General features: G+C 40.0%; 21 protein-coding genes. 8 read left to right on the top strand and 13 right to left on the bottom strand.

What is annotated here, in order from left to right; genetic code table 11:
• Positions 1-44: 44 nt before the first annotated feature.
• The 5 genes from ruvA to V7S74_RS01110 all read right to left on the bottom strand — a co-directional run bounded on the left by ruvA (position 45) and on the right by V7S74_RS01110 (position 4,119).
• Positions 45-632, bottom strand: a complete 588-nt coding sequence (ruvA, locus tag V7S74_RS01130; RefSeq protein ID WP_406776937.1) for a Holliday junction branch migration protein RuvA — start codon at positions 630-632, stop codon at positions 45-47.
• Between the two features lies 1 nt (position 633).
• Positions 634-1,953, bottom strand: coding sequence for a lytic transglycosylase domain-containing protein (locus V7S74_RS01125; protein WP_406776936.1), 1,320 nt, complete (start codon positions 1,951-1,953; stop codon positions 634-636).
• Positions 1,943-3,358 carry an Asp-tRNA(Asn)/Glu-tRNA(Gln) amidotransferase subunit GatA gene (gatA, locus tag V7S74_RS01120; protein WP_406776935.1) on the bottom strand — a complete coding sequence of 472 codons (1,416 nt, stop codon included), beginning with the start codon at positions 3,356-3,358 and terminating at the stop codon, positions 1,943-1,945. Before gatA ends, V7S74_RS01125 begins: the two co-directional genes overlap by 11 nt.
• A 77-nt stretch (positions 3,359-3,435) precedes the next feature.
• Complete coding sequence (locus V7S74_RS01115) at positions 3,436-3,642, bottom strand: Sec-independent protein translocase subunit TatA/TatB (RefSeq protein ID WP_201737841.1); 207 nt, start codon at positions 3,640-3,642, stop codon at positions 3,436-3,438.
• Positions 3,643-3,699: 57 nt separating this feature from the next.
• On the bottom strand, positions 3,700-4,119 hold the full coding sequence (locus V7S74_RS01110; RefSeq protein WP_406776934.1) for a YkvA family protein: 420 nt from the start codon (positions 4,117-4,119) through the stop codon (positions 3,700-3,702).
• A gap of 97 nt (positions 4,120-4,216) precedes the next feature.
• On the opposite strand from V7S74_RS01110, the gene mdh reads away from it, so the two are divergent.
• Positions 4,217-5,152: a malate dehydrogenase gene (gene mdh / locus V7S74_RS01105; RefSeq protein ID WP_406776933.1), complete on the top strand. Its 936-nt coding sequence runs from the start codon at positions 4,217-4,219 to the stop codon at positions 5,150-5,152.
• A 94-nt stretch (positions 5,153-5,246) separates the two neighbouring features.
• Here the strand turns inward: mdh and V7S74_RS01100 are convergent, their stop codons facing one another.
• Positions 5,247-6,482, bottom strand: coding sequence for an ABC transporter permease (locus tag V7S74_RS01100; protein ID WP_406776932.1), 1,236 nt, complete (start codon positions 6,480-6,482; stop codon positions 5,247-5,249).
• Between the two features lie 136 nt (positions 6,483-6,618).
• Here V7S74_RS01100 and V7S74_RS01095 point away from each other — a divergent pair, with 136 nt between their 5' ends.
• Together V7S74_RS01095 and V7S74_RS01090 are read left to right on the top strand one after the other, a co-directional pair.
• Positions 6,619-9,561 carry an FAD-binding and (Fe-S)-binding domain-containing protein gene (locus V7S74_RS01095; RefSeq protein WP_406776931.1) on the top strand — a complete coding sequence of 981 codons (2,943 nt, stop codon included), beginning with the start codon at positions 6,619-6,621 and terminating at the stop codon, positions 9,559-9,561.
• Entirely contained in the window at positions 9,558-9,863 is a 306-nt protein-coding gene (locus V7S74_RS01090; protein WP_406776930.1) for a DUF4286 family protein, read from the top strand. Before V7S74_RS01095 ends, V7S74_RS01090 begins: the two co-directional genes overlap by 4 nt.
• 117 nt (positions 9,864-9,980) lie before the next feature.
• Here the strand turns inward: V7S74_RS01090 and V7S74_RS01085 are convergent, their stop codons facing one another.
• Complete coding sequence (locus V7S74_RS01085) at positions 9,981-10,670, bottom strand: uracil-DNA glycosylase (protein WP_406776929.1); 690 nt, start codon at positions 10,668-10,670, stop codon at positions 9,981-9,983.
• A 14-nt stretch (positions 10,671-10,684) separates the two neighbouring features.
• On the opposite strand from V7S74_RS01085, the gene apaG reads away from it, so the two are divergent.
• The gene (gene apaG, locus V7S74_RS01080; protein ID WP_406776928.1) at positions 10,685-11,071 is read left to right on the top strand and encodes a Co2+/Mg2+ efflux protein ApaG; all 387 of its coding nucleotides are present in this window, start codon (positions 10,685-10,687) and stop codon (positions 11,069-11,071) included.
• A gap of 170 nt (positions 11,072-11,241) precedes the next feature.
• The gene (locus V7S74_RS01075; protein ID WP_406776927.1) at positions 11,242-11,439 is read left to right on the top strand and encodes a hypothetical protein; all 198 of its coding nucleotides are present in this window, start codon (positions 11,242-11,244) and stop codon (positions 11,437-11,439) included.
• A 32-nt stretch (positions 11,440-11,471) separates the two neighbouring features.
• Here the strand turns inward: V7S74_RS01075 and V7S74_RS01070 are convergent, their stop codons facing one another.
• Complete coding sequence (locus V7S74_RS01070) at positions 11,472-13,292, bottom strand: DEAD/DEAH box helicase (protein WP_406776926.1); 1,821 nt, start codon at positions 13,290-13,292, stop codon at positions 11,472-11,474.
• 152 nt (positions 13,293-13,444) lie between these two features.
• Positions 13,445-14,662 carry a hypothetical protein gene (locus V7S74_RS01065; RefSeq protein WP_406776925.1) on the bottom strand — a complete coding sequence of 406 codons (1,218 nt, stop codon included), beginning with the start codon at positions 14,660-14,662 and terminating at the stop codon, positions 13,445-13,447.
• Positions 14,663-14,719: 57 nt separating this feature from the next.
• Between V7S74_RS01065 and hisB the strand changes: the two genes are divergently transcribed.
• Positions 14,720-15,832 carry a bifunctional histidinol-phosphatase/imidazoleglycerol-phosphate dehydratase HisB gene (gene hisB / locus V7S74_RS01060; protein ID WP_406776924.1) on the top strand — a complete coding sequence of 371 codons (1,113 nt, stop codon included), beginning with the start codon at positions 14,720-14,722 and terminating at the stop codon, positions 15,830-15,832.
• A 147-nt stretch (positions 15,833-15,979) separates the two neighbouring features.
• Here the strand turns inward: hisB and radC are convergent, their stop codons facing one another.
• Both radC and rpsT read right to left on the bottom strand, forming a co-directional pair.
• A complete protein-coding gene (radC, locus tag V7S74_RS01055) occupies positions 15,980-16,654 on the bottom strand; it encodes a RadC family protein (protein ID WP_406776923.1) in 675 nt (224 codons plus the stop codon).
• Between the two features lie 74 nt (positions 16,655-16,728).
• Positions 16,729-16,986 (bottom strand): 30S ribosomal protein S20, encoded by a 258-nt coding sequence (rpsT, locus tag V7S74_RS01050; protein ID WP_406776922.1) that lies wholly within the window; start codon positions 16,984-16,986, stop codon positions 16,729-16,731.
• A 99-nt stretch (positions 16,987-17,085) separates the two neighbouring features.
• Between rpsT and V7S74_RS01045 the strand changes: the two genes are divergently transcribed.
• Positions 17,086-17,916, top strand: coding sequence for a zinc dependent phospholipase C family protein (locus tag V7S74_RS01045; RefSeq protein WP_406776921.1), 831 nt, complete (start codon positions 17,086-17,088; stop codon positions 17,914-17,916).
• An 18-nt stretch (positions 17,917-17,934) separates the two neighbouring features.
• On the top strand, positions 17,935-19,116 hold the full coding sequence (locus tag V7S74_RS01040; RefSeq protein WP_406776920.1) for a class I SAM-dependent rRNA methyltransferase: 1,182 nt from the start codon (positions 17,935-17,937) through the stop codon (positions 19,114-19,116).
• Between the two features lie 47 nt (positions 19,117-19,163).
• On the opposite strand, the gene lepB is transcribed toward V7S74_RS01040, so the two are convergent.
• Both lepB and dapB read right to left on the bottom strand, forming a co-directional pair.
• Positions 19,164-20,327, bottom strand: coding sequence for a signal peptidase I (gene lepB, locus V7S74_RS01035; protein ID WP_406776919.1), 1,164 nt, complete (start codon positions 20,325-20,327; stop codon positions 19,164-19,166).
• Position 20,328: 1 nt separating this feature from the next.
• Positions 20,329-21,042 carry a 4-hydroxy-tetrahydrodipicolinate reductase gene (dapB, locus tag V7S74_RS01030; RefSeq protein WP_406776918.1) on the bottom strand — a complete coding sequence of 238 codons (714 nt, stop codon included), beginning with the start codon at positions 21,040-21,042 and terminating at the stop codon, positions 20,329-20,331.

Here is a 21,042-nt window from a genome sequence, read left to right as displayed (position 1 = left end):
ACCTGGAACAAAAGCACATTTCTATGTCTTTTCTGCTTAGTCAATTATCTCAAGGCTAATTTGATTAAATTTTCTACCGTTGCTTCCGGATTTGATTTCAAGATGGTATCAAGACTCTTTTCAGCCGCAGTACGTGGAATGCCTAAAGTAACAAGCGCAGCTAATGCCTCCTGTTTATTGCCAAAATGCACGTCATGAGAAGCAATTCCAGCTTCTACAAACAAGGCATCTTTTTTGCACTTATCTTTCAATTCCAAAATAACACGCTGTGCAGACTTGGAACCAATTCCTTTAATAGACTGAATCAAAGCAATGTTTTCGTTCATAATGGCGGAACGAATTTCGTTCGAAGAGAAGGAGGATAACATCACCAAAGCTGTACTCAGCCCAATTCCAGAAACAGAAATTAAATCAAGAAACAGGTATTTCTCATCCATGGAATGAAACCCAACCAAGGTATGAGAATCTTCTTTCACCTGTAGGTGAGTAAACAACTTGCAATTTTCTTCTCCATCACCTAATGCAGCATATGTTTGAAGGGAGATTTTTACTTCATAACCAACCCCGTTCACATCAATAATCACGTGAGCACGGTCTTTGTGTGCTAATTTTCCTTTTAAATAAGCGATCATATTACCTGCGTTTAGAACGTTTTCGTGACTTTTTCTTTTTACTCTTCTTTGATTTACGACTCTTCGTATACTTTCTTCGACTGTATTTCTTTGAGAAGCGCTGCTTAGCTTTAGTTAATTTATAATAAGAAAGGATTTGCCCTTTCCTTAACTTACTCCCTTTGATTTGATTCAATCGCTTTAATTCACCTACACTGATCCGTAATTTCCGAGCGACGGAAGATAAATTATCTCCACTTCTCACTTTATACGTGAAGCGTTTAGCCACATGCGAAACCTCCGGCACCTCTTCCTCCTTCTCTTCCAAAGTATCGGCTTCCAATTCGGTTGGTATGCTTAAGTCTACCCTAGCCGAATCCATAATACGTCCTCTATTTTGAGTAAAATAGGTAAAATGACTTTTAGGTAAGTGAACTTTTACATTTTTCGCATTTTTAGGCAAAAAATGCGAAAGTATATGCGGGTTAAGGCGTTTTAAGGTATCTAATGAAAATCCGGTTAATTGAGTTAGGATGTTCAAATTCAGGTAACCACTAACAAGAATACTGTCCTTTGGAATATCAATGACCCAATTCTCAGGCTGAATGGAATGATCCCAATGAAAATTCATCATATAGGTCATAGCGATAAACTGAGGTACATAAGCCCTCGTTTGAGCCGGAAGGCAGGCATAAATACCCCAAAAATCATTGCTTCCGCCACAACGGCGCATTGCCCGTTTTACATTCGCTGGTCCCGTATTATAAGCTGCTAGCGCTAAATGCCAATCTCCAAAGGTCTTGTGTAATCGCTTCAGGTATTGACAAGCCGCCTCCGTTGCTCTCTCCGCATCAAATCGCTCATCAATGTATTGATCCACTCGCATTCCAAAATCACCACGAGCCGTATAAGGCATGAATTGCCATAAACCTCCAGCTCCTTTATTGGAAATAGCCCTATTCTCTAATCCTGATTCAATCAATGATAGGTACTTCAACTCATCTGGAAGGCCATATTTTATTAAATACTTCTCGTATAAAGGAAAAAAAACATCCTTCTTTTCTAACATCCGTTGCGTGAAACTGGCTTTTCTAAAAGCAAAAATTTCTACGAACTGATGCGTAATGATATTGTAATTCAACGGAATTACATTTTCTAACTTCTTAAGTCGATCTTGAATTAATCCTGGATCAATGGTGAAAGCGGGAGGCCCACCTTGCTCTAATTGAGCCAATGAATCAATCTGCTTAAAATCATAGGCAGGCTGATAGGCTCCTGTTACCTGAGAAAAGGAAACATAAGAGAGAAATAAACAGAAAAGAAAAACGATGCTATTTTTCATCAGAATTTATCAATTCACCTAGATCTAATAACTTCTGCTCTTGAAAAGGACTCGTCATCAATTGGAAGCCCATGGGCAGACCTTCACTATCTACTCCCATCGGAATAGATAAACCAGGAATCCCCGCTACATTCGCTTGTACGGTAAATAAATCACCTAAATACATTTGAATTGGATCTGTTGTCTTCTCTCCTACTTTATAAGCGGTAGATGAAGTCGTAGGAGAAATGATAAAGTCATAAGCGCCTAAAATGGCTAAGGTTTTATCCTGAATAAGTCTACGAACCTTTTGAGCCTTTGTATAATATGCATCATAATAATCAGCGCTCAACACAAAGGTGCCTAACATGATCCTTCTTTGGACTTCTTCCCCAAAACCTTCTTGACGCGTACGCTTGTACAACTGCATTAAATCGCCTGCCTTCTCCGTACGATGACCAAATTTCACCCCATCAAAACGAGACAAATTAGAACTTGATTCTGCTGTCGTTAAAACGTAGTAAGTAGGCAATAACTGATCGATGTATGGAAAGTCAACCCCTTCTACTACATAACCAGATGCTTGCAAAGAAGCTATTTTACGCTGAAATGCTTCTTTAATCTCCGGTTGCAGACTTGGATGTTCCACGACTTCTTTGATATAGGCAATACGCTTCTTGTCTTTCTGAATAGCAAGAATAATGGAACTCACCGTACTATCCTGACCATCGTCCCCTTTTATCACATCCAGCACTAAACGCGCATCTGATACATAATTTGTAATAGGCCCAATAGTATCGAAAGAGGACGCGTAAGCAATTAAACCCCAACGAGATACTAATCCATAGGTAGGTTTTAAACCAACCACTCCGCAAAAAGCAGCTGGCATACGGATGGAACCCCCAGTATCAGTTCCTAACGAAACCTGGCACATTCCCGCTTGAACAGCCACTGCAGAACCACCTGAACTTCCACCAGCCACATAGGCCTGATTCGCAAAATTCAATACAGGTCCATAAGCTGAGTTCTCATTCGTACTTCCCATCCCAAACTCGTCACAGTTTTGGCGACCAATAATAATCGCATCTTCGTCTAGTAAACGCTGTACTGCCGTTGCTGAAAAAGTCGATTTAAACGTATCTAGAATTTTACTTCCGGCATACGAATGATGCCCTTCATAACAAAGTAAGTCTTTAATACCCACCACTAAGCCCGCTAATTTCCCAGCAGTTCCTGCTTTGATTTTTTCATCAACTTGGACTGCTTTCAGGATCGCTTCCTCCTCATACACCTCTAAAAAAGCATTCAAGGAATGATTATAGGCTTGAATTTGGGCTAAATGTTGTGCGACTATGGTAGAAACTGAAAGCTCACCCGCTAGCAATTTCTCCCTAATTTTCGCATAAGGTTGACTCGTAAAACTCATTAAAAAGGGAATCTGTATAAAACACAAAAGCATAGTTGAATTTCTCCAACTATGCAGCTATAAGGGATAAGTGAGACTTATTCTTTCGTATCGTCTAACTCTTTATTGATCTGATCTTTCACATCATTCTTCGCATTTTGAAACTCGCGAATACCTTTGCCTAGCCCCTTCATTAATTCAGGTAGTTTTTTACCACCAAAAAATAATAAAATCAAAAGGCCGATTAATAACATTTCGCCACCACCTAGGCTATTTAAAAATAATAATATGCTTGCAGTCATCATATCTGTTTTGTCTAAATTTTCGTAAATATATTTAAAAAAGGTTAATTATTCGTGTATTTAAAGATGTTTTTCAAACTCATCCAACTCATCTTTTATCGCCTTCCCTACCCAAACGACAATAGCTAAATCATCCGCAAAACCCACTAATGGTAAAAAGTCTGGAATGAAGTCAAAGGGCATCACAAAATAGAGCAAAGCTGCCGTTATTTTAACTAACGTCACCAGAGGTAATTTCGTATACGTTCCTTGGACATAGCCTTTAATTAATTCACTAAAGAGTACAATGTAACGATTTAATAACTTAACTACAGTTAAATTACTGCTAGCAGCAGTCTCTTGCACTTTCTTCAATGCCCCCTTCAACAAAGTCAGAAGCCCTAATTTGTTTTGAGAAAAAAGCACTTCACTTTTTTCCATCGCTTCCTTAAAAAAGCGGGAATCCACGATACGCTTCACCCAGGTGCTTGATTGCGACATAATAATTTCGATTAATGCTTAAATATAGTAAAATCATTTAAGGATTTGTCGTATTTTTGTATCGTTTTTTGAATCAGTTGAACCCAAAATTATAACAATGAAAATCACAGTAGTAGGAGCAGGTGCTGTAGGAGCAACTTGTGCTGACAACATTGCCAGAAAAGAATTGGCAGATGAATTAGTTTTATTAGATATCAAAGAAGGTATTGCAGAAGGTAAAACATTAGATATGTATCAAACAGCTAGTTTGTTAGGTTTTGATACAACGTTAATCGGTTCGACTAATGATTACACGAAGACAGCAAATTCTGATGTCGTTGTGATTACTTCAGGACTTCCACGTAAACCAGGTATGACTCGTGAGGAGTTAATCGGAGTAAATGCGGGAATCGTGAAAAGTGTAGTAGAAAACATTTTAAAGTATTCTAAAAACCCGATCATCGTGATCATCTCTAACCCGATGGACACAATGACGTATTTAGCGAAGTCAGTAGCTGGTTTAGACAAGCACCGCATCATTGGTATGGGTGGTACTTTAGACTCTGCTCGCTTCAAGTGCTATTTAGCAAAAGCGATGGATGTATCCATTAATGATATTTCAGGAACGGTTATCGGTGGTCACGGTGATACAACAATGATCCCATTAAAGCGTTTAGCTACGTATAACGGCGTTCCAGTTTCTCAATTCTTAGATGATTCTACTTTAGATAAAGTAGTAGCAGATACGATGGTAGGTGGAGCAACACTTACAGGCTTATTAGGAACTTCTGCTTGGTACGCACCAGGTGCTGCAGGAGCTGCTTTAGTCGAAGCAATCGTACGCGATGAGAAAAAAATCATGGCATGTTGCGTATCTCTTGATGGAGAATATGGCCAAAAAGATATCTGCTTAGGCGTTCCTGTCGTTTTAGGCAAAAATGGTTGGGAGAAAATTGTTGACTATAAGTTAACTGATGATGAGCAAGCTGCATTCAACAAGTCAGCTGACGCGGTACGTAACATGAACTCCGTTTTAGATACTTTATCTCTGTAATTTTACAGGGTTAAAATTAAAAGCCTCTCCTATTAGTTTAGGGGAGGCTTTTTAGTAGTCAGTGGACAGTAGTCAGTAACTGGTAGACAGTTCTTTATTTTGATCGGATTGCGATTACTGGATCCATCTTAGCGGCAACCCAAGCTGGAATAATTCCAGAAAGAATACCGATAAAACTGGAGATAAATAATCCTGTCACGATATTCTTCATCGAAAGAACTAATGGTAAGGCATCCTGCGGAATGAGGGTTAATAAGACAACTAATCCAATGCCGACTAATCCCCCAATCAAACTCAAAAACACCGCCTCGAATAAGAATTGAAATAAGATGAAATAATTCTTGGCCCCTAAGGACTTCTGAATTCCAATAATGTTTGTTCTCTCCTTTACCGAAACGAACATAATATTCGCGATTCCAAAACCTCCCACTAAAAGTGAGAATCCAGCAATCAAAGCTCCTGCAATGTTTAGTGCCGCAAAAATGCCATCAAAAAACTGATTTAAACCGTCTAAACGGTTCACAGCAAAATTTGCCTCTTGTTTAGGCTTAATAGAACGTAATGAACGCATTAAACCCGTTACCTCCCCTTCTAATTCCTCTTGTCCGATATCGTCATCCATCGCTTTAATAGCGATATCTGGTGCTGGCTTATCTTTTTGAAATACAGCTGAGAAGGTTGAATAAGGGATAAATACCTTTTCGTCAGGCGTTCCACCAAAACTTAACATGTCATTACCCTTCTTTTCAATAATTCCAATTACTTGGAATTTAATCCCATTTAATTTGATTTGATCTCCTACAATAGCCTGGAGATTTTCTGAGACTTTGGAACCAATAATCACCACATTTAGGGCATTTTCTGATTCAATAGGCAAGAAATAACGACCTAATTGAATAGGCACACTCGTAATTTGATTATAATCATAACTAGCTCCAGTCATATTCACATCCATACTAGAGCTCCCTCTAGTGGCTGAAGCGGAACGACCATTGTCAATAATAGCAATTGCTTTAGCTGATTTTAAGTTGTCTTTCAAGAACTGAAATTCGCTGTATTTCATCTCAGGTCGGTTCAAATACTTCCACCAAGGATAGTTATTCTGCATCAACCAAGGCCATTTACCAACATATAATACACCTGAACCCGCGAAAGAATCAATTTCTGAACGAATGTTTTTATTGAGAGAATCTACGGCCGTGAATACAGCGACAATGGCAAAAATCCCCACGCTCACCCCCAAAAGGGATAAAGTCGTGCGCATGATGTTCGAGCGCAATGCCTGGTAGGCAAAAATCAAACTCTCGTAAACTTGAATTAAAAACTTCATAGGATTCGGATAGAATTCAAATTTAGAAAATTAATCACAAGAAAATGGTGAACTTTTATGAACAGAGCTTATAAACTTTGAATGGCAATATGAAGGTAAGATTGGATTTCGTAAATTCACTTTCCATTTAGGAATTATGAGCTGGAGTAATTACGAGGTACGTTTATTGAAAGACCATTTTGAGGGTCAATTGTTTTTTGACGAGAGTCAATCAGCAAGAATAGCGAAGCGTATCTATGCGACCGATGCCTCGGTATATCAAGTAAAACCAGCCGCAGTGGCCATTCCAGCCTCTTCGAAAGATATCAAACGTCTCATTCAATTCGCCATACAAGCAAAGACAGGCTTAATTCCTAGAGGAGCCGGAACTTCCTTGGCTGGACAAGTCGTGGGTGATGGAATTGTGATGGAAATTTCATCCGCTTTAGGCAAAGTCATTTCGCTTAATAAGAAAGAGAAAAGCGTTTGGATAGAACCGGGTATCGTACGGGATGATTTAAACAAGCATTTAGCAAGTGCTGACTTATTTTTTGGTCCAGAAACTTCAACTGCGAACCGCGCCTTATTAGGCGGAATGTTAGGAAATAATAGCTGTGGATTGCATAGTATTGTGTGGGGAAATGTACGGGATCATATTTTAGAAACACGGGCATTTTTATCAGATGGAACGGAGATTCACACCCAACCATTAACTCGGGAGGAATTTTACCACAAGACCACCCTACAAAATTTAGAAGGTAAAATCTACCGGGAAATTCACCGAATGTTGAACAATCCCGAGATCCAGACTTTAATAAAAGACCGCTTTCCTAAGAAATCCTTAAAACGTAGAAATACGGGCTATGCGCTGGATGCTTTATTGGATATGCAGCCCTTCTCTCCTGAGGGTGAACAATTTAACTTATCTAAGTTAATCGCGGGTTCGGAAGGAACATTGGCTGTCGTTCATTCAATGAAGTTGAATTTGTTAGATCTCCCTCAGCCAGAGGTAGCTTTAATTTGTATTCATTGTCATAGTTTGCAAGAGTCTTTACAGGCGAATATCACAGCCCTAAAACATCCCATATTGGCTTCAGAATTAGTGGATGATTACATTTTGTCATTCACGGAGGGGCATCCTAATTTTGAGAAAGATCGCGGATTTATCGAAGGAAAACCGGCAGCCATCTTGATGGTGGAAATGCGAGCTGATTCTCGAGAAGAACTCGACAGGAACGTATCTAATTTAATTCAGGATCTGAATCAGGCCAATCAAGGATATGCCTACCCTATTTTATGGGGTACTGATATTGCCAAAGGTTGGGACATCAGAAAAGCTGGATTGGGCTTAATTCGTAACCTAGAAGGTGATACACAACCCGTCAATTTAATTGAAGATTGTGCTGTGGATCCTTCAGATTTGCCCGCATATGTGGCAGAAATACAGGAATTACTGGCTCTTCACGAAACGAAAGCTGCCTACTACGCGCATGCTGGAGCGGGAGAATTGCATATCGAGCCCTTTATCAATTTGAAAAGTCCGGAAGGAATCAAATTATTTAGGAGCATTTTGGCTGAAACAGTTGAAATACTTAAGAAATACAAAGGATCTTTAAGTGGCGAACATGGAGACGGTCGTTTACGTGGTGAATTTATTCCTGAATTAATGGGAAAAGAAGTCTATAGCTTGTTCAAAGAGATTAAACACGTTTTTGACCCACAACATGTCTTTAATCCTGGTAAAATAACGGACAGTCCCGCGATGGATACGGCTTTCCGTTTTACAGATCAAAAAGCGACAGAACCATCCTATTATTTTGATTATGGTGTTTGGCGAAATCCACTTGGACTAGCTGAAAAATGTTCAGGATCAGGGGATTGCAAGAAAACATCCTTAAGCGGCGGAACGATGTGTCCCAGTTATATGGCCACTTTGCAGGAAAAAGATTCCACAAGAGCGAGGGCTAATATGCTCCGACAATTATTGAGTTCTCCGGCAGAAGAAACCTTTTCGAATCCTGATTTACACGAGATTCTAGATTTATGTTTGTCTTGTAAAGGCTGCCAAACAGAATGCCCATCCGGTGTGGACATGGGTAAACTAAAGGCAGAAACGCTGCAGCAGTCTTATTTGAAATCGGGAGTTCCCTTGCGCACTCAACTGATTGGCAACTTCCCAACCCTACAACGCTATGCTAGTTATGTAGCTCCCTTGTATAATTTTCTGGTTGAATTCCCCTTGACTGCTTCTTTAATTAAAGTCGCCATGGGATTTGCCATAGAGCGCAGTCTGCCTGCTGTTCAATTCACCAGTTTAGAAACCTGGTTCAAGCGTTATGCGAAGAAAAATCCTCAGCAGGGATTAAAGAACGGCCTAGTTTATCTATTTGCTGATGAATTCTCAAATCACAATGAGGTTCCTTTAGGCCAAAAAACAATCAAATTATTGAATCGCTTGGGCTATGGAGTGGAGATTCCGTCGGATATCATCTCTGGTCGCAGTTTTATTTCCAAAGGAATGCTCGTCGAAGCCAAGGCTTTGGCAAATTCCAATGTAGAAAAACTGCAAGCACTCATATCTACTGACCACCCCCTAATCGGTATAGAACCGAGTGCCTTATTAACCTTTAGAGATGAAATTCCTGCCTTAGTCGATGCAAATAAACGAGCACAAGCTGAGGCCTTAAAACCTAATTGCCTACTCATAGATGAGTTTATCGCCCGTGAATTTAAAGCAGGTAAAATTAGCATAGATGACTTCCATGGCAAACAACAGAAGATTCTGTTACATGGACATTGTCATCAAAAATCCATCGCCGGTTTAACAGCCACACGCATCGCATTAAGTATTCCTTCCCAATATGAAGTAGAGCTTTTACCTACGGGATGTTGCGGAATGGCGGGATCTTTTGGCTATGAAAAGAAGCACTATAAATTATCTCAGCAAATCGCTAACCTCGTTTTGTTCCCCCGTTTATTAAATAAACCCATTAAAAGCATCATTGCCAGCAACGGAACCTCTTGTCGTCATCAAATCAAAGACGGTATCGAACAAGAAGGTCTACACACGGCAGAAATTCTATATAACGCCCTAAAATGATCCAATACAACTTATCCTTATTTTTTGAGCCCACGATTCACGAATCCGCTATCCGTGCCTTAAAAACGGTCATTATGCCTGAAATCGAAAAACAGGCCTTTGTTGATCAAATTTTCTTGTTTGAAATTAGCTCCCATCAAGAACCAGATTCTGTTGGTTATTCCCTGCAATGCTGGCTTCCCACCTTCGAGGAATCACATCCAGAATTCATTGAAGGAATTGTTTCAGGTTTTTTCCAAAAGGAATTCGCGAATCAGTTTGTGTATTTTCCGAGTCAGTTGAAGAGAGTAGATAGTCACTAGTCACTAGTCGTCGCTTCGCAACTTAGTCGTCCTGCGGACTTAGTCACAAAAATCATTTCACGAAGCCATCGCCGGAGGCGATTCCTACTTTGTTCTTTGTACTTTTTGCTTTGTACTTTAAAGAGCCCAATCAATCCCCTCCTGCCCACTCTTCACCAGGTACTCATTGATTTTCGAAAACGGTTTCGTCCCAAAGAATCCGCCTCGATTCGCAGATAAGGGAGATGGATGTGCCGCCTGAATGATGAAATGCTTTTGAGCATCAATGTGCTTAGCTAGCTTTTGGGCATAAGCACCCCACAGAACAAATACCACGGATTCTTTCTGTTGACTTAGCTGACTGACCACTTCTTCTGTAAATTGTTCCCAACCGCGCTTGGCATGTGAACCCGGTTCTTCTGAACGGACGGTCAACACGCTATTCAAAAGCAAAACGCCTTGATCTGCCCAAGAACTTAAATCACCCGAATACCGAATCACTTTCAGATCAACATACAATTCCTTGTAAATATTTTTTAGCGAGGGCGGCAAAGGGAAGTTTGCGGGAACAGAAAACGATAAACCTTGTGCTTGTCCCTCTCCATGGTAGGGATCCTGGCCTATAATAACGACTTTGGTTTGCTGAAAGGAACAACGGTGAAAAGCGGAGAAGACTTGATGGATGGGTGGAAAAATATCCTTTTGGCCATATTCTAGCATTAGAAAAGAACATAACTCGGAAAAATAAGGAGATGTCAAAGATGAATTCAACACCTTTTTCCACTCATTATTCAAAGAATCAGCTAATTTTACTTTCAGATTACTCATTAGACCTTTATAGGATGACAGAAGCTTTTTCAAATGGATTTATAATTTCAGTAGACACCACACATCTACCAGAAATGGAATTAAATCCTCCTTACAAACACTTTTTCTCCTACCAAATTACAATCAAAAACTTGAGTAACCAACCAGGACAGCTTGTGAGTCGTTTTTGGGAAATTGTAGATGGTATTGGTTCTAAAGAAACGGTGAACGGTTTAGGTGTGGTAGGACAGCAACCGATCATTGAGCCCGGCAATTCATTTACCTACACTTCTGGTTGTCCATTGATATCCTCCATTGGTAAAATGAGCGGACATTATGTATTCCTGAATTTAGAAAATCAGGCTACTTTTAAAGTAGACATCCCTCCTTTTGAGCTTATTCCTGCCTACCATCTGAATTAATGAATCGGCTTCAATTTTATCTCAAGGCACAAACAGCGCATGGATTACATTCACCCTCAATCTATGCCTTGTATTGTGAACTTTTAAATCCATTCCTCAAGGGTCAATTAACTTATGAACAATTAGTTGAGGAATTGAAGAAGCGATATACTGAAGGAAAAATTATAGAAATGTCTTCAGAATTTGAACCAGCTCAGATGACATTAAATGACGTCATTTTAATTCCAAAACCTTATAGAAACGAGCCTTTTTGGAATTCACTTAAATCACACCCATCTGTTATTCAAACGGTGGATCTGTATGATCTAGGTTTAGTATTTTTCAAACCCATTTGTCCGAAACAAAATTTTTACCTTCGTAAAATGTAACAAAAAAGGGGCTCAAATTGAGCCCCTTTTGATTATTTGTCTGCTTTCGCAATATCGACATTTACTCGTTTGCCCTTAATTTGAGCTCCCGCCATTTTGTCTAATACCACATTCGCATATTCTTTCGGTACATCCACAAACGTGTGTTTGTTCTCGATTTGAATTTGGCCTAAAACGTTTCCTGGAATTCCAGATTCTCCAGCGAATGCTCCTACGATGTTAGAAGGAGATATTTTCTCGTTGAATCCGATATTCACGACTAAACGCACCATGTTTTCGTCAGAACGGTAAGGTTTGCCTTCGCGATCCATACGAGGACCACGAGGAGCCGAATTACGATCACCGCCTCTTTCGAAACGACCTCCGCGGTCTCCACCACGGTCACCACCTCTTTCGAAACGGCCAGCACCACGGCGATCTCCGCCACGATCTCCACCGCCCCAACGATCACCGCCACCGCCTCTTTCGAAACGACCTCCGCCACCGCGTTCATCGCGACCATACTTACGTGAGCTACGTTCCATATCGCCTTCGAGATTCTCATCACCGAATTCGTTCTTCACGACACCCATGTTCATCTTAACTAACGCAGCCACAACTTGCTCCACAGTGAATCCAGCATGTTGGAAATTAGGTAAAGCATCATCAAACAATTCTAAACCGCCTTCAGCGATCGTAGCAGCTACCCGATCGATAAACATTCCCTTTTTAACCCCCACTACGTCAGAGAAAGTAGGAATCACGCCTTTATCAATTTTTACTTTCGTATAATTCATGATATCACGCAAACGATTGCGCTCAGCACCTACCACTAAAGTAAACGCCTTACCAGACTTACCAGCACGACCTGTACGACCGATACGGTGTACATAATATTCTTCATCTAATGGAATGTCGTAATTGATTACGGCATCTACGTTATCTACGTCTAAACCACGAGCTGCCACATCCGTCGCCACTAAGAAACTCACATTTCCACCACGGAAACGATTCATTACTTGCGTACGTTGTGATTGACGTAAGTCACCGTGTAAGCCTTCCGCTGCATAACCACGCAACATCAATTCTTCTACTACTTCGTCTACACGTTTCTTTTGGTTACAGAAAATCAAAACCAATTTTAAGGAATAGAAGTCGATCAAACGTGTTGTCACTTCCATTTTCGCACGACCCTTCACATCATAGTATAATTGCTCGATGTTTACGTTCGTGATCTCATTCTTTACCACTTTAACTAATTTAGGGTTAGTTAAATAACGGTTCGTCAAGGCCATAATCGGCTTAGACATAGTTGCTGAGAACAAGACTGTTTGACGCTCATTTGGAATTTCTTCCAATATGCTTTCGATATCCTCACGGAAACCCATATCTAACATCTCATCTGCCTCATCTAAAACGATCATCGATGCTTGATTTAATTTCAAGGCACGACGCTCGATCAAGTCAATAACACGACCTGGAGTACCTACTACAATGTTTGCCCCTGCTTTCAAAGACTTAATTTGACGATCAATGGAATCTCCACCATATACCGTCGTCACCCAAACCCCTTTTGTATATTTAGACAACTTCTTCATTTCCTCAGAAACTTGAACCGCTAATTCACGCGTAGGACATAAGATGATTGCTTGAACATACTTCTCAAAAGGAACAATATGCTCAATCATCGGAATACCGAAGGCGGCTGTTTTACCAGTACCTGTCTGCGCTTGACCGATGACATCACGACCTTCCATTACGAAAGGAATTGCTTCTGATTGGATGGGAGAAGCAAACTCAAAGCCCATTTCTTTTACTGCTTCTTGGATTCCTTCCGACAATGGAAGCGAATCGAAGCGAATTTTTTCACTCATTTGATATATTTAATTACGATGCCCGAACACATCCGTAATTTAACTCCTGCCGATAGCCTTTGAAAAAAGGAAAAAAGAGAGTTCCTGCGGATGTATTTAATAAACAAAGCACAAAAGTACCTCTTATTAAATTAGAATGCAATAAAATTGTACTATTTTAATGAAGAACGCTTCTTAAAGCTGAAAATGATTTCATTATTCGAGGAATTAGGCAAAGTAGCGACCGTAATTCTTTTGGGATTCAAGCCTTCACCTACTAATCGATTCTTTAACACATATGCATGCTCCTTCGCTGTTGCAGGCCCTTTTTCGGAAGAAACTTGGACTTGAACATCCACCTCCTTGAACTTAGTTAAACCAGATGCTATTTGCTTAAATAGATAGGTTTTAGGAGTAGATAATAATTCAGTTTTATCTGAAAACTCGAGCTCAGTACACGCTAAATCAAGTGGAGTAACGACAGTTGAATCGGACACATACGCATGAAAAGCCACAATAATTGATTCTTTGGGAACCTGAAATGGCTTTCCTTCCGGCCAAACTAAAGTAGTAAGCGAATCATTCGTAGCTCTAGATGAATCTAATGCCACCTTCGTTAAACTATCATTTAACTTAGCTAAACTGTCAATGGGAATGATTTCACTCGTCTCTTCTTTATCGATTGGCGCCTCTTCACTAGTGCGATTAACAAAAAATAAAATCAAAGCAACAATAATTGCACCTGCAACAAGGCTAATTAAAAAGATCGAGTAATTACGTTTAGTCTTATCATCTGAAGGCGAAAAAGGCTCATCATAAACAACCGAATCCCCTTTAAGCACATCCTTCAACACCAAAATATCAATTAAAGCTACCTGAATTTTCGGAGGCGCTAAGGCATAAAAATCATTCTTTGTCGGTTGATAATATTCCCCGAAGGATTTAAAATCCCGTAAAGCATCGTAATCATACTCTTTCAAGCGAAAACCATACAACGCATAACTCAAGGTTAAACCTTTAATAATCGTTGAACTCTTAGCGCCCAATTGCCCACCTAATAAAGTAGCAATGGCACTTTTCTTATCAGGCAATAAAATGCCCATCATTCCTTCGCCAAAACGATACAAAGATTCATAATCAGGCATTCCTTTTCCTGAACTTAACAACTTCGCTACCTCCTCTTGTGGAGCAGATTTAGCGAGCATAAAATTGTAGAGCGCATTGAAACGGATTCTATTTCGAAATAATTTGAGTGCACTACCTAATACAACCGCTTCAAAAGCTGGAATCAAGTCCAGTACTTTTTCTTGCTTCTCCGTGCACAAATCTGCTAATCGCTTAGCAAAAAACGTTTTTTCTTCCGGTGTTATTAAAGCAAATACTTGGCTCATAAGGATTATTTCTAGCCCAAAATTACCTTATTTTTTTTATTTGCTTACCTTTGTAAGATGAAAAAGGTGTTATTTATTGATAGAGATGGTACTTTAATTGAAGAACCAAAAATTGACCAGCAAGTTGATAGCTTCGAAAAGCTCGCTTTCTTACCTGGGGTCATCTCTAATCTAAAGAAAATCACTACCATCACCGATTATGAATTGGTCATGGTAACGAATCAAGACGGTCTTGGAACTGAATCATTTCCAGAGGACACCTTTTGGCCAGTTCATCAAAAAATGTTGGACATCTTTGCTTCTGAGGGCATTATCTTCGAGCAAATTCATATCGATCGCAGCTTTCAACACGAAAACAAACCTACTCGTAAGCCAGGCATTGGCATGTTAGGTGAATACTTCACGAATGACTACGACCTAGCTAACTCTTTTGTACTAGGTGATCGCATAACTGATATTGAATTAGCAAAAAATTTAGGCGCCAAAGGAATATTTATCGGCGACTTAGAGATACCCGTTGAATTAAGTGCCTATACCGCTTTGCAATGTCAACATTGGAATGAAATACACGAATTCTTCCTCTTACCAGATAGACGCGTTGTTCATGAGCGCAATACACATGAGACGAAAATTTCCATTGATTTAAATTTAGATGGAAAAGGGATAGCTAAGAACGAAACAGGCTTAGGCTTCTTCGATCACATGTTAGACCAAATCGCGAAACATGGAAATCTTGATCTTTCTGTCAAAGTGGCTGGCGATTTACATATCGATGAGCACCACACGATAGAGGATACGGGCATTGCCTTAGGGGAAGCATTTGCCTTAGCTTTGGGAAATAAAAAAGGAATTGAACGCTACGGCTTTTTATTACCCATGGATGATTGTTTAGCACAAGTAGCTATCGACTTTTCTGGCCGCAATTGGCTGGTTTGGGAAGCCACATTTAAACGGGAGATGATTGGCGAAATGCCGACTGAAATGTTCTTTCACTTTTTCAAATCCTTCTCAGATGGAGCTAGATGTAATTTAAATATTCAAGCTACGGGAGAAAATGAGCACCATAAGATAGAGGCGATCTTCAAAGGTTTCGCCAAGGCGATAAAAATTGCAGTAAACAGAGATCGAAAAAATTTAGATTCTTTGCCAAGCACCAAAGGACTTCTTTAAAATAATTCGTAAATTTGAATCATTAAACAACAATACAATGGGATATTCAGGAGCAGCGTTTTTTATCATCTTATTCGCAATTTCAATTGTAGTAGGTGCTAAACTTCAAAAAATCTATAAAGAGAGAGGGAAATAATCCTCTCTCTTTTAGTTTAGTTTCCCATTATCAGCAAAGCTGTAAAAAGTGGATGCCCCCACGATGAGGTGATCTACCACGTCGATATCGAATAACCTTCCCGCTTCCATCACCTGCTTCGTTAATTCAATATCTGAACTACTAGGCCACATCTGGTCACTTGGATGATTGTGAGCTAAAATAATGGAGGACGTTAAACGCTCCAAAGCAGATTTGAATAAAAGGCGAATATCTACCGTCGTTCCGGAAACTCCTCCGATACTTAACTTTTCTGCTAATACAACCGAGGACGCACGATTAAGATGAAATACCCAAAACTCTTCTCGAATCAAATCGGCTAAATAAGGTTTAATAACCTCATACGCATCGACTGAATTACGAACCACGAATTTAGAGCTAGACTCATATATCTGCCTTCTTCGTCCTAATTCAAGCGATGCGACTAGCAGAGCCGCCTTTGCCGTGCCTATTCCTGGTAATTTCTTAAAATCAAACAGATTATATCGAGCCAGAACACTTAGATCTCCACTAACCGATTGAACAAGTTTGTTCGCTAAATCTTCTGCTGAGTGATTCGCAAAACCTGAACTAATGAGGAGGGTCAGTATTTCGACCAATGTTAATTCCGCAGCTCCTAGACGAGCTAATTTCTCCCGAGGTAAATCTTCCTTTTTGACCATTTTCATGTCTGAAAGGTAGACCTTATAAACGAATAAACCCCTCTTGTGGAGGGGTTTATCACTATCTTGATTATCTAAAATTAAGCAGCTACTTTGTTCACTAACTTAGCTAATTTAGATTTTTGATTTGCAGCTTTATTCTTGTGGATGATGTTCTTCTTAGCCAATTTATCTAAAGAAGATGAAACTTGCTTGTAAAGCTCGATCACCACTGATTTATCAGTCGTCAATCTCAATTTCTTGATTAATGTACGAGTTGATTTGTGTTGGTAACGGTTACGTAAACGCTTTGCTTCGTTAGAACGGATACGCTTTAGTGCTGATTTATGATTTGCCATCTGTTAAATAAAATTCTCTTTTTACAAAATTGAAATGCAAAAGTAAGTAATATGAACATAAGTAGCAAGACTATCCTTAAAATTTTATTATTCTTCTGTATGGCTTCAGAAGTACATGCGAAGACAACCTGGGGATTTTTTGGACATCGGAAGATTAATTTACTCGCTATTTACACCCTCCCTCCCGCTTTACATCTATTCTACCGAAGGCATCAAAAGGAATTACAAGAATTGGCCGTTTTGCCAGATGCGAGGCGGTATATCTTGGATGAGGAAGCTGCGCGGCATTATATTGATCTAGATATCTATGATCTGAACAAAGTGAGTTTTAGCACCTGGGAGCAAATGTTGCGTAGAACGTCTGAGGATTCATTACGCAAGCATGGCATCGTTCCTTGGCATATTCCTATCGTATACCAGCGTCTAGTGAATGCCTTTATAAAAAAGGATAGCCTGCAAATTATCAAGTTATCTGCAGAACTAGGACATTATATCGCCGATGCGCATGTTCCTTTACATACGAGTTCGAATTATGACGGCCAAAAAACAGGACAAAGTGGCCTGCATAGTTTTTGGGAATCCCGTATTCCTGAACTTCTAGGCAATAAATTAGATCAATTTAGCGGCCCCGCGACCCACATTTCGAATGTGCAACAAATGAGCTGGACTTGGGTGTTAGCTTCTCATAGAGAATTACCCCATTTGTTTACCATGGCCAGCAAAATTAGTCAGTCGTTGAAAGAAGCGGAAAAATATAGTTTCGAACAAAAAGGTACCACCTTAATTAAAACACCAAGCCTAAAATATAGTCTAGCTTACCACAAAGCCTTAAATAAACAAATAGAATCTAGGTTTATGGCCTCTGTTCAACATGTGGGTGACCTCTGGTATTCTGCTTGGTTAACGGCAGGCGAACCATCTTTCGAATAAATTTTGCAATTTTGCAAAATGAACACCAACCCATTTATTCAATTAAAACCAGGAAAAGATGCACCCGTTAAGCGCTTTCATCCCTGGGTATTCTCCGGAGCAATTGCGAAACAAAGTCCACAACTGCAAGACGGTGATTGGGTTAATGTCTATAGTTCACGTGAAGAATTCCTTGGAACAGGCCATTTTCATAATGGAAGTATCGCCGTAAAAATCATCTCCTTTCAAGCCATTGAATCGAAGCAAGCTTTTTGGGAGAATCGCATCCAAAACGCATGGGATCTACGTGCCTTATTACCTTTGGAAAAAACCAATGCCTTCCGTTTAATACACGGTGAAGGGGATGGTTGCCCCGGATTAATCATGGATTTATACAAGGATGTGCTTGTCTTTCAAGCCCATACGATAGGAATGCACCGCGACCGAGATGAAATCGTGGAAGCCGTAAAAAAGGTATTAGGTAAGAAGATCAAGGCGATCTACGATAAAAGTAGAGAAACATTACCGACCGAATATGCACAGAATTGCACAAATGACTTCGTATTTGGCGAGGTAGCGGTTCCATATAAGGTCCAAGAGAATGGAATTTCATTTTCGATCAACTGGATTACAGGACAGAAAACGGGCTTCTTTATTGACCAGCGTGAAAACAGAGCCCTGTTAGCAAAATACGCTAAAGGGAAATCCGTCCTCAACACGTTCTGTTATTCAGGTGGTTTCTCACTTTATGCCTTAGAGGCTGGTGCAGCGTCTGTTATTTCATTGGATGCTTCGGCCAAAGCCATTGATTTAGTCAACGCCAATATTGCTTTAAATAAAATGCAAGACTTGCAGCATGAAGCCATTGTGGGTGAAACCCTACCCTATTTAAAGGCTAATGAAGATGAGTTTGATATTATCGTATTAGATCCACCGGCCTTCGCTAAATCCATGAACGCAAAGCACAAGGCTTTACAAGGTTATCAAAAAATCAATGAATTAGCGTTACGTAAAATCAAGAAGAATGGGCTCTTGTTTACCTATTCTTGCTCACAAGTTATTACGAGAGATCTATTCTACAATATGCTTGTTGCCGCTGGAATTGCGGTAGGACGCGAAATTCAAGTGATTCATCAGATGACACAGTCGCCTGATCATCCGATTAACTTATTCCATCCAGAGAGCAATTACCTGAAAGGATTCGTTTTAAAAGTATTGTAAACAAAAAAGGCAGCCCGAGAGCTGCCTTTTTTTATAGATAACAAAGCTTAGTCCACAAAACGGAACAATCGGTTCCAGCGGATAATCTTCCAAAACTCTGACGAGAATAAGCTTTTGTTTGAATCAATCGACATCCAGACAAAGAACGCTTTTCCTACGATGTGGTCCGAAGGCACAAAACCCCAAAAACGTGAATCAGCCGAATTATGGCGGTTATCACCCATCATAAAATAATAATCTTGTTTGAACGTATACGATGTTATTGCTTTCCCTTCCACCGTAATTTGGTAGCCAGCAATCTTCACGTCTTTATTACCTTCGTATTTCTGAATGGCTTCCCCATAAAGGGCCACATTAGCCGGTGTCATCGGAACCGTTAAACCCTTAGCAGGCACTTTTAACGGACCATAAAAATCACGATTCCACTTAAATAAGGTGGTATCATGTGGGAAAATATCTATAAAAGTGACTCCTTTAGGATCTTTAAAAAGATCCTTATCAAAGATTTTAGGAAAAGCTAAGGCTTGAATTTCATCCACCATCGCCTTTGATGTATTCATTTTATAGCCCCAAAGCACATTTTGCGAATCTGGTTCCGCTAAAGGCAACCAATCCGCTGAATCATAACTAGCGTCTGGGGAATTGCGAATGCCATATTCTTCAAAGAATTTTTCATCCAAATTCTCTTTCGTCTTCATGAAAAACGGATGCTGCATGCGAACCGGATTCTCCATGGCCTTGCCATTCACAATCACTTGTTGATCGCGCACCTCTAATACATCCCCAGGAGTCGCTACACAGCGCTTAACATAGAAAGTACGCAAATCTACCGGTGCATCCCCATCCTCTTCAAAATTAGGCACATTAAATACAACCGCATCCCCTTGCTTCACAGAAGAGAATCCAGGAAGGCGATAAATAGGCAAATCCAACCAGCTTAAATAAGAAGGGATATTCGTAAACCAAATCTTTTGATGCGTTAATGGCAACTGTAAAGGCGTCTTGGGCGTACGAACACCATAGTGAAGTTTACTCACAAATAGAAAATCACCTACCATGAGGGAACCTTCCATAGATGGAGTAGGAATCGTATAGGCTTCAAAAACAAAGAAGCGAATTAACGTGGCTGCCACTACAGCAAAAGCCACAGAATCTAACCACTCTCTGAAAGCTGATTTTTGTTTTTTAGGTGTTTCTTTCGTCTCCTTCATCTTATTTTAACATATCGTCCATTCCTAGGACTCCTTTTTTATCTTTAACCCACTCAGCTGCAATGACGGCACCTAAGGCAAAACCCTCCCGGCTAAATGCCTCATGAGTGATTTCGATTTGATCTACTTTGGAAATATATTTTACCGTATGCGTTCCAGGAATAATCGACTCCCGTTGTGACCAAATAGCCACCTCATTCGCAGCTGGAATTTCATTATTCACCCATTTGTCTTTTGCAGGATAGGCATCAATAATGCCCTCAGCAATCGTAATGGCCGTTCCGCTCGGCGAATCTTTCTTTTCTAAATGATGAATTTCATTGGTGTAAATATCGTATTCCTTTTGTGGCGACATTAACTGAGCTAACATCTTATTCAAACGAAAGAACAAGTTTACACCGATCGAATAGTTAGAAGCATAAAAGAACGTGGAATTCTTTGCTTTAGTCAAAGCCTCAACCTCTGCCTTCTTCTCTAACCAACCCGTCGTTCCACAAACCACTGGGATCTGCTTATTTATACACGTCAAAATATTCGCATATGCCGAAGCTGGATTCGAAAACTCAATAGCCACATCCACATCTGAAGCGCTTAAAGACTGCAAATCTGCTTGATTATCGACATCTATCTTGGCTACAACCTGATGGCCACGACCTAACGCTAAACGCTCGATCTCTTTGCCCATTTTACCGTAACCGATTAATACTATTTTCAT

The sequence above is a fragment of the Aquirufa novilacunae genome (assembly GCF_045310505.1).
Classification (GTDB): domain Bacteria; phylum Bacteroidota; class Bacteroidia; order Cytophagales; family Spirosomataceae; genus Aquirufa; species Aquirufa novilacunae.
Note: the sequence above shows the minus strand (reverse complement) of the source record. Positions and strands in the feature narration are given on the sequence as shown.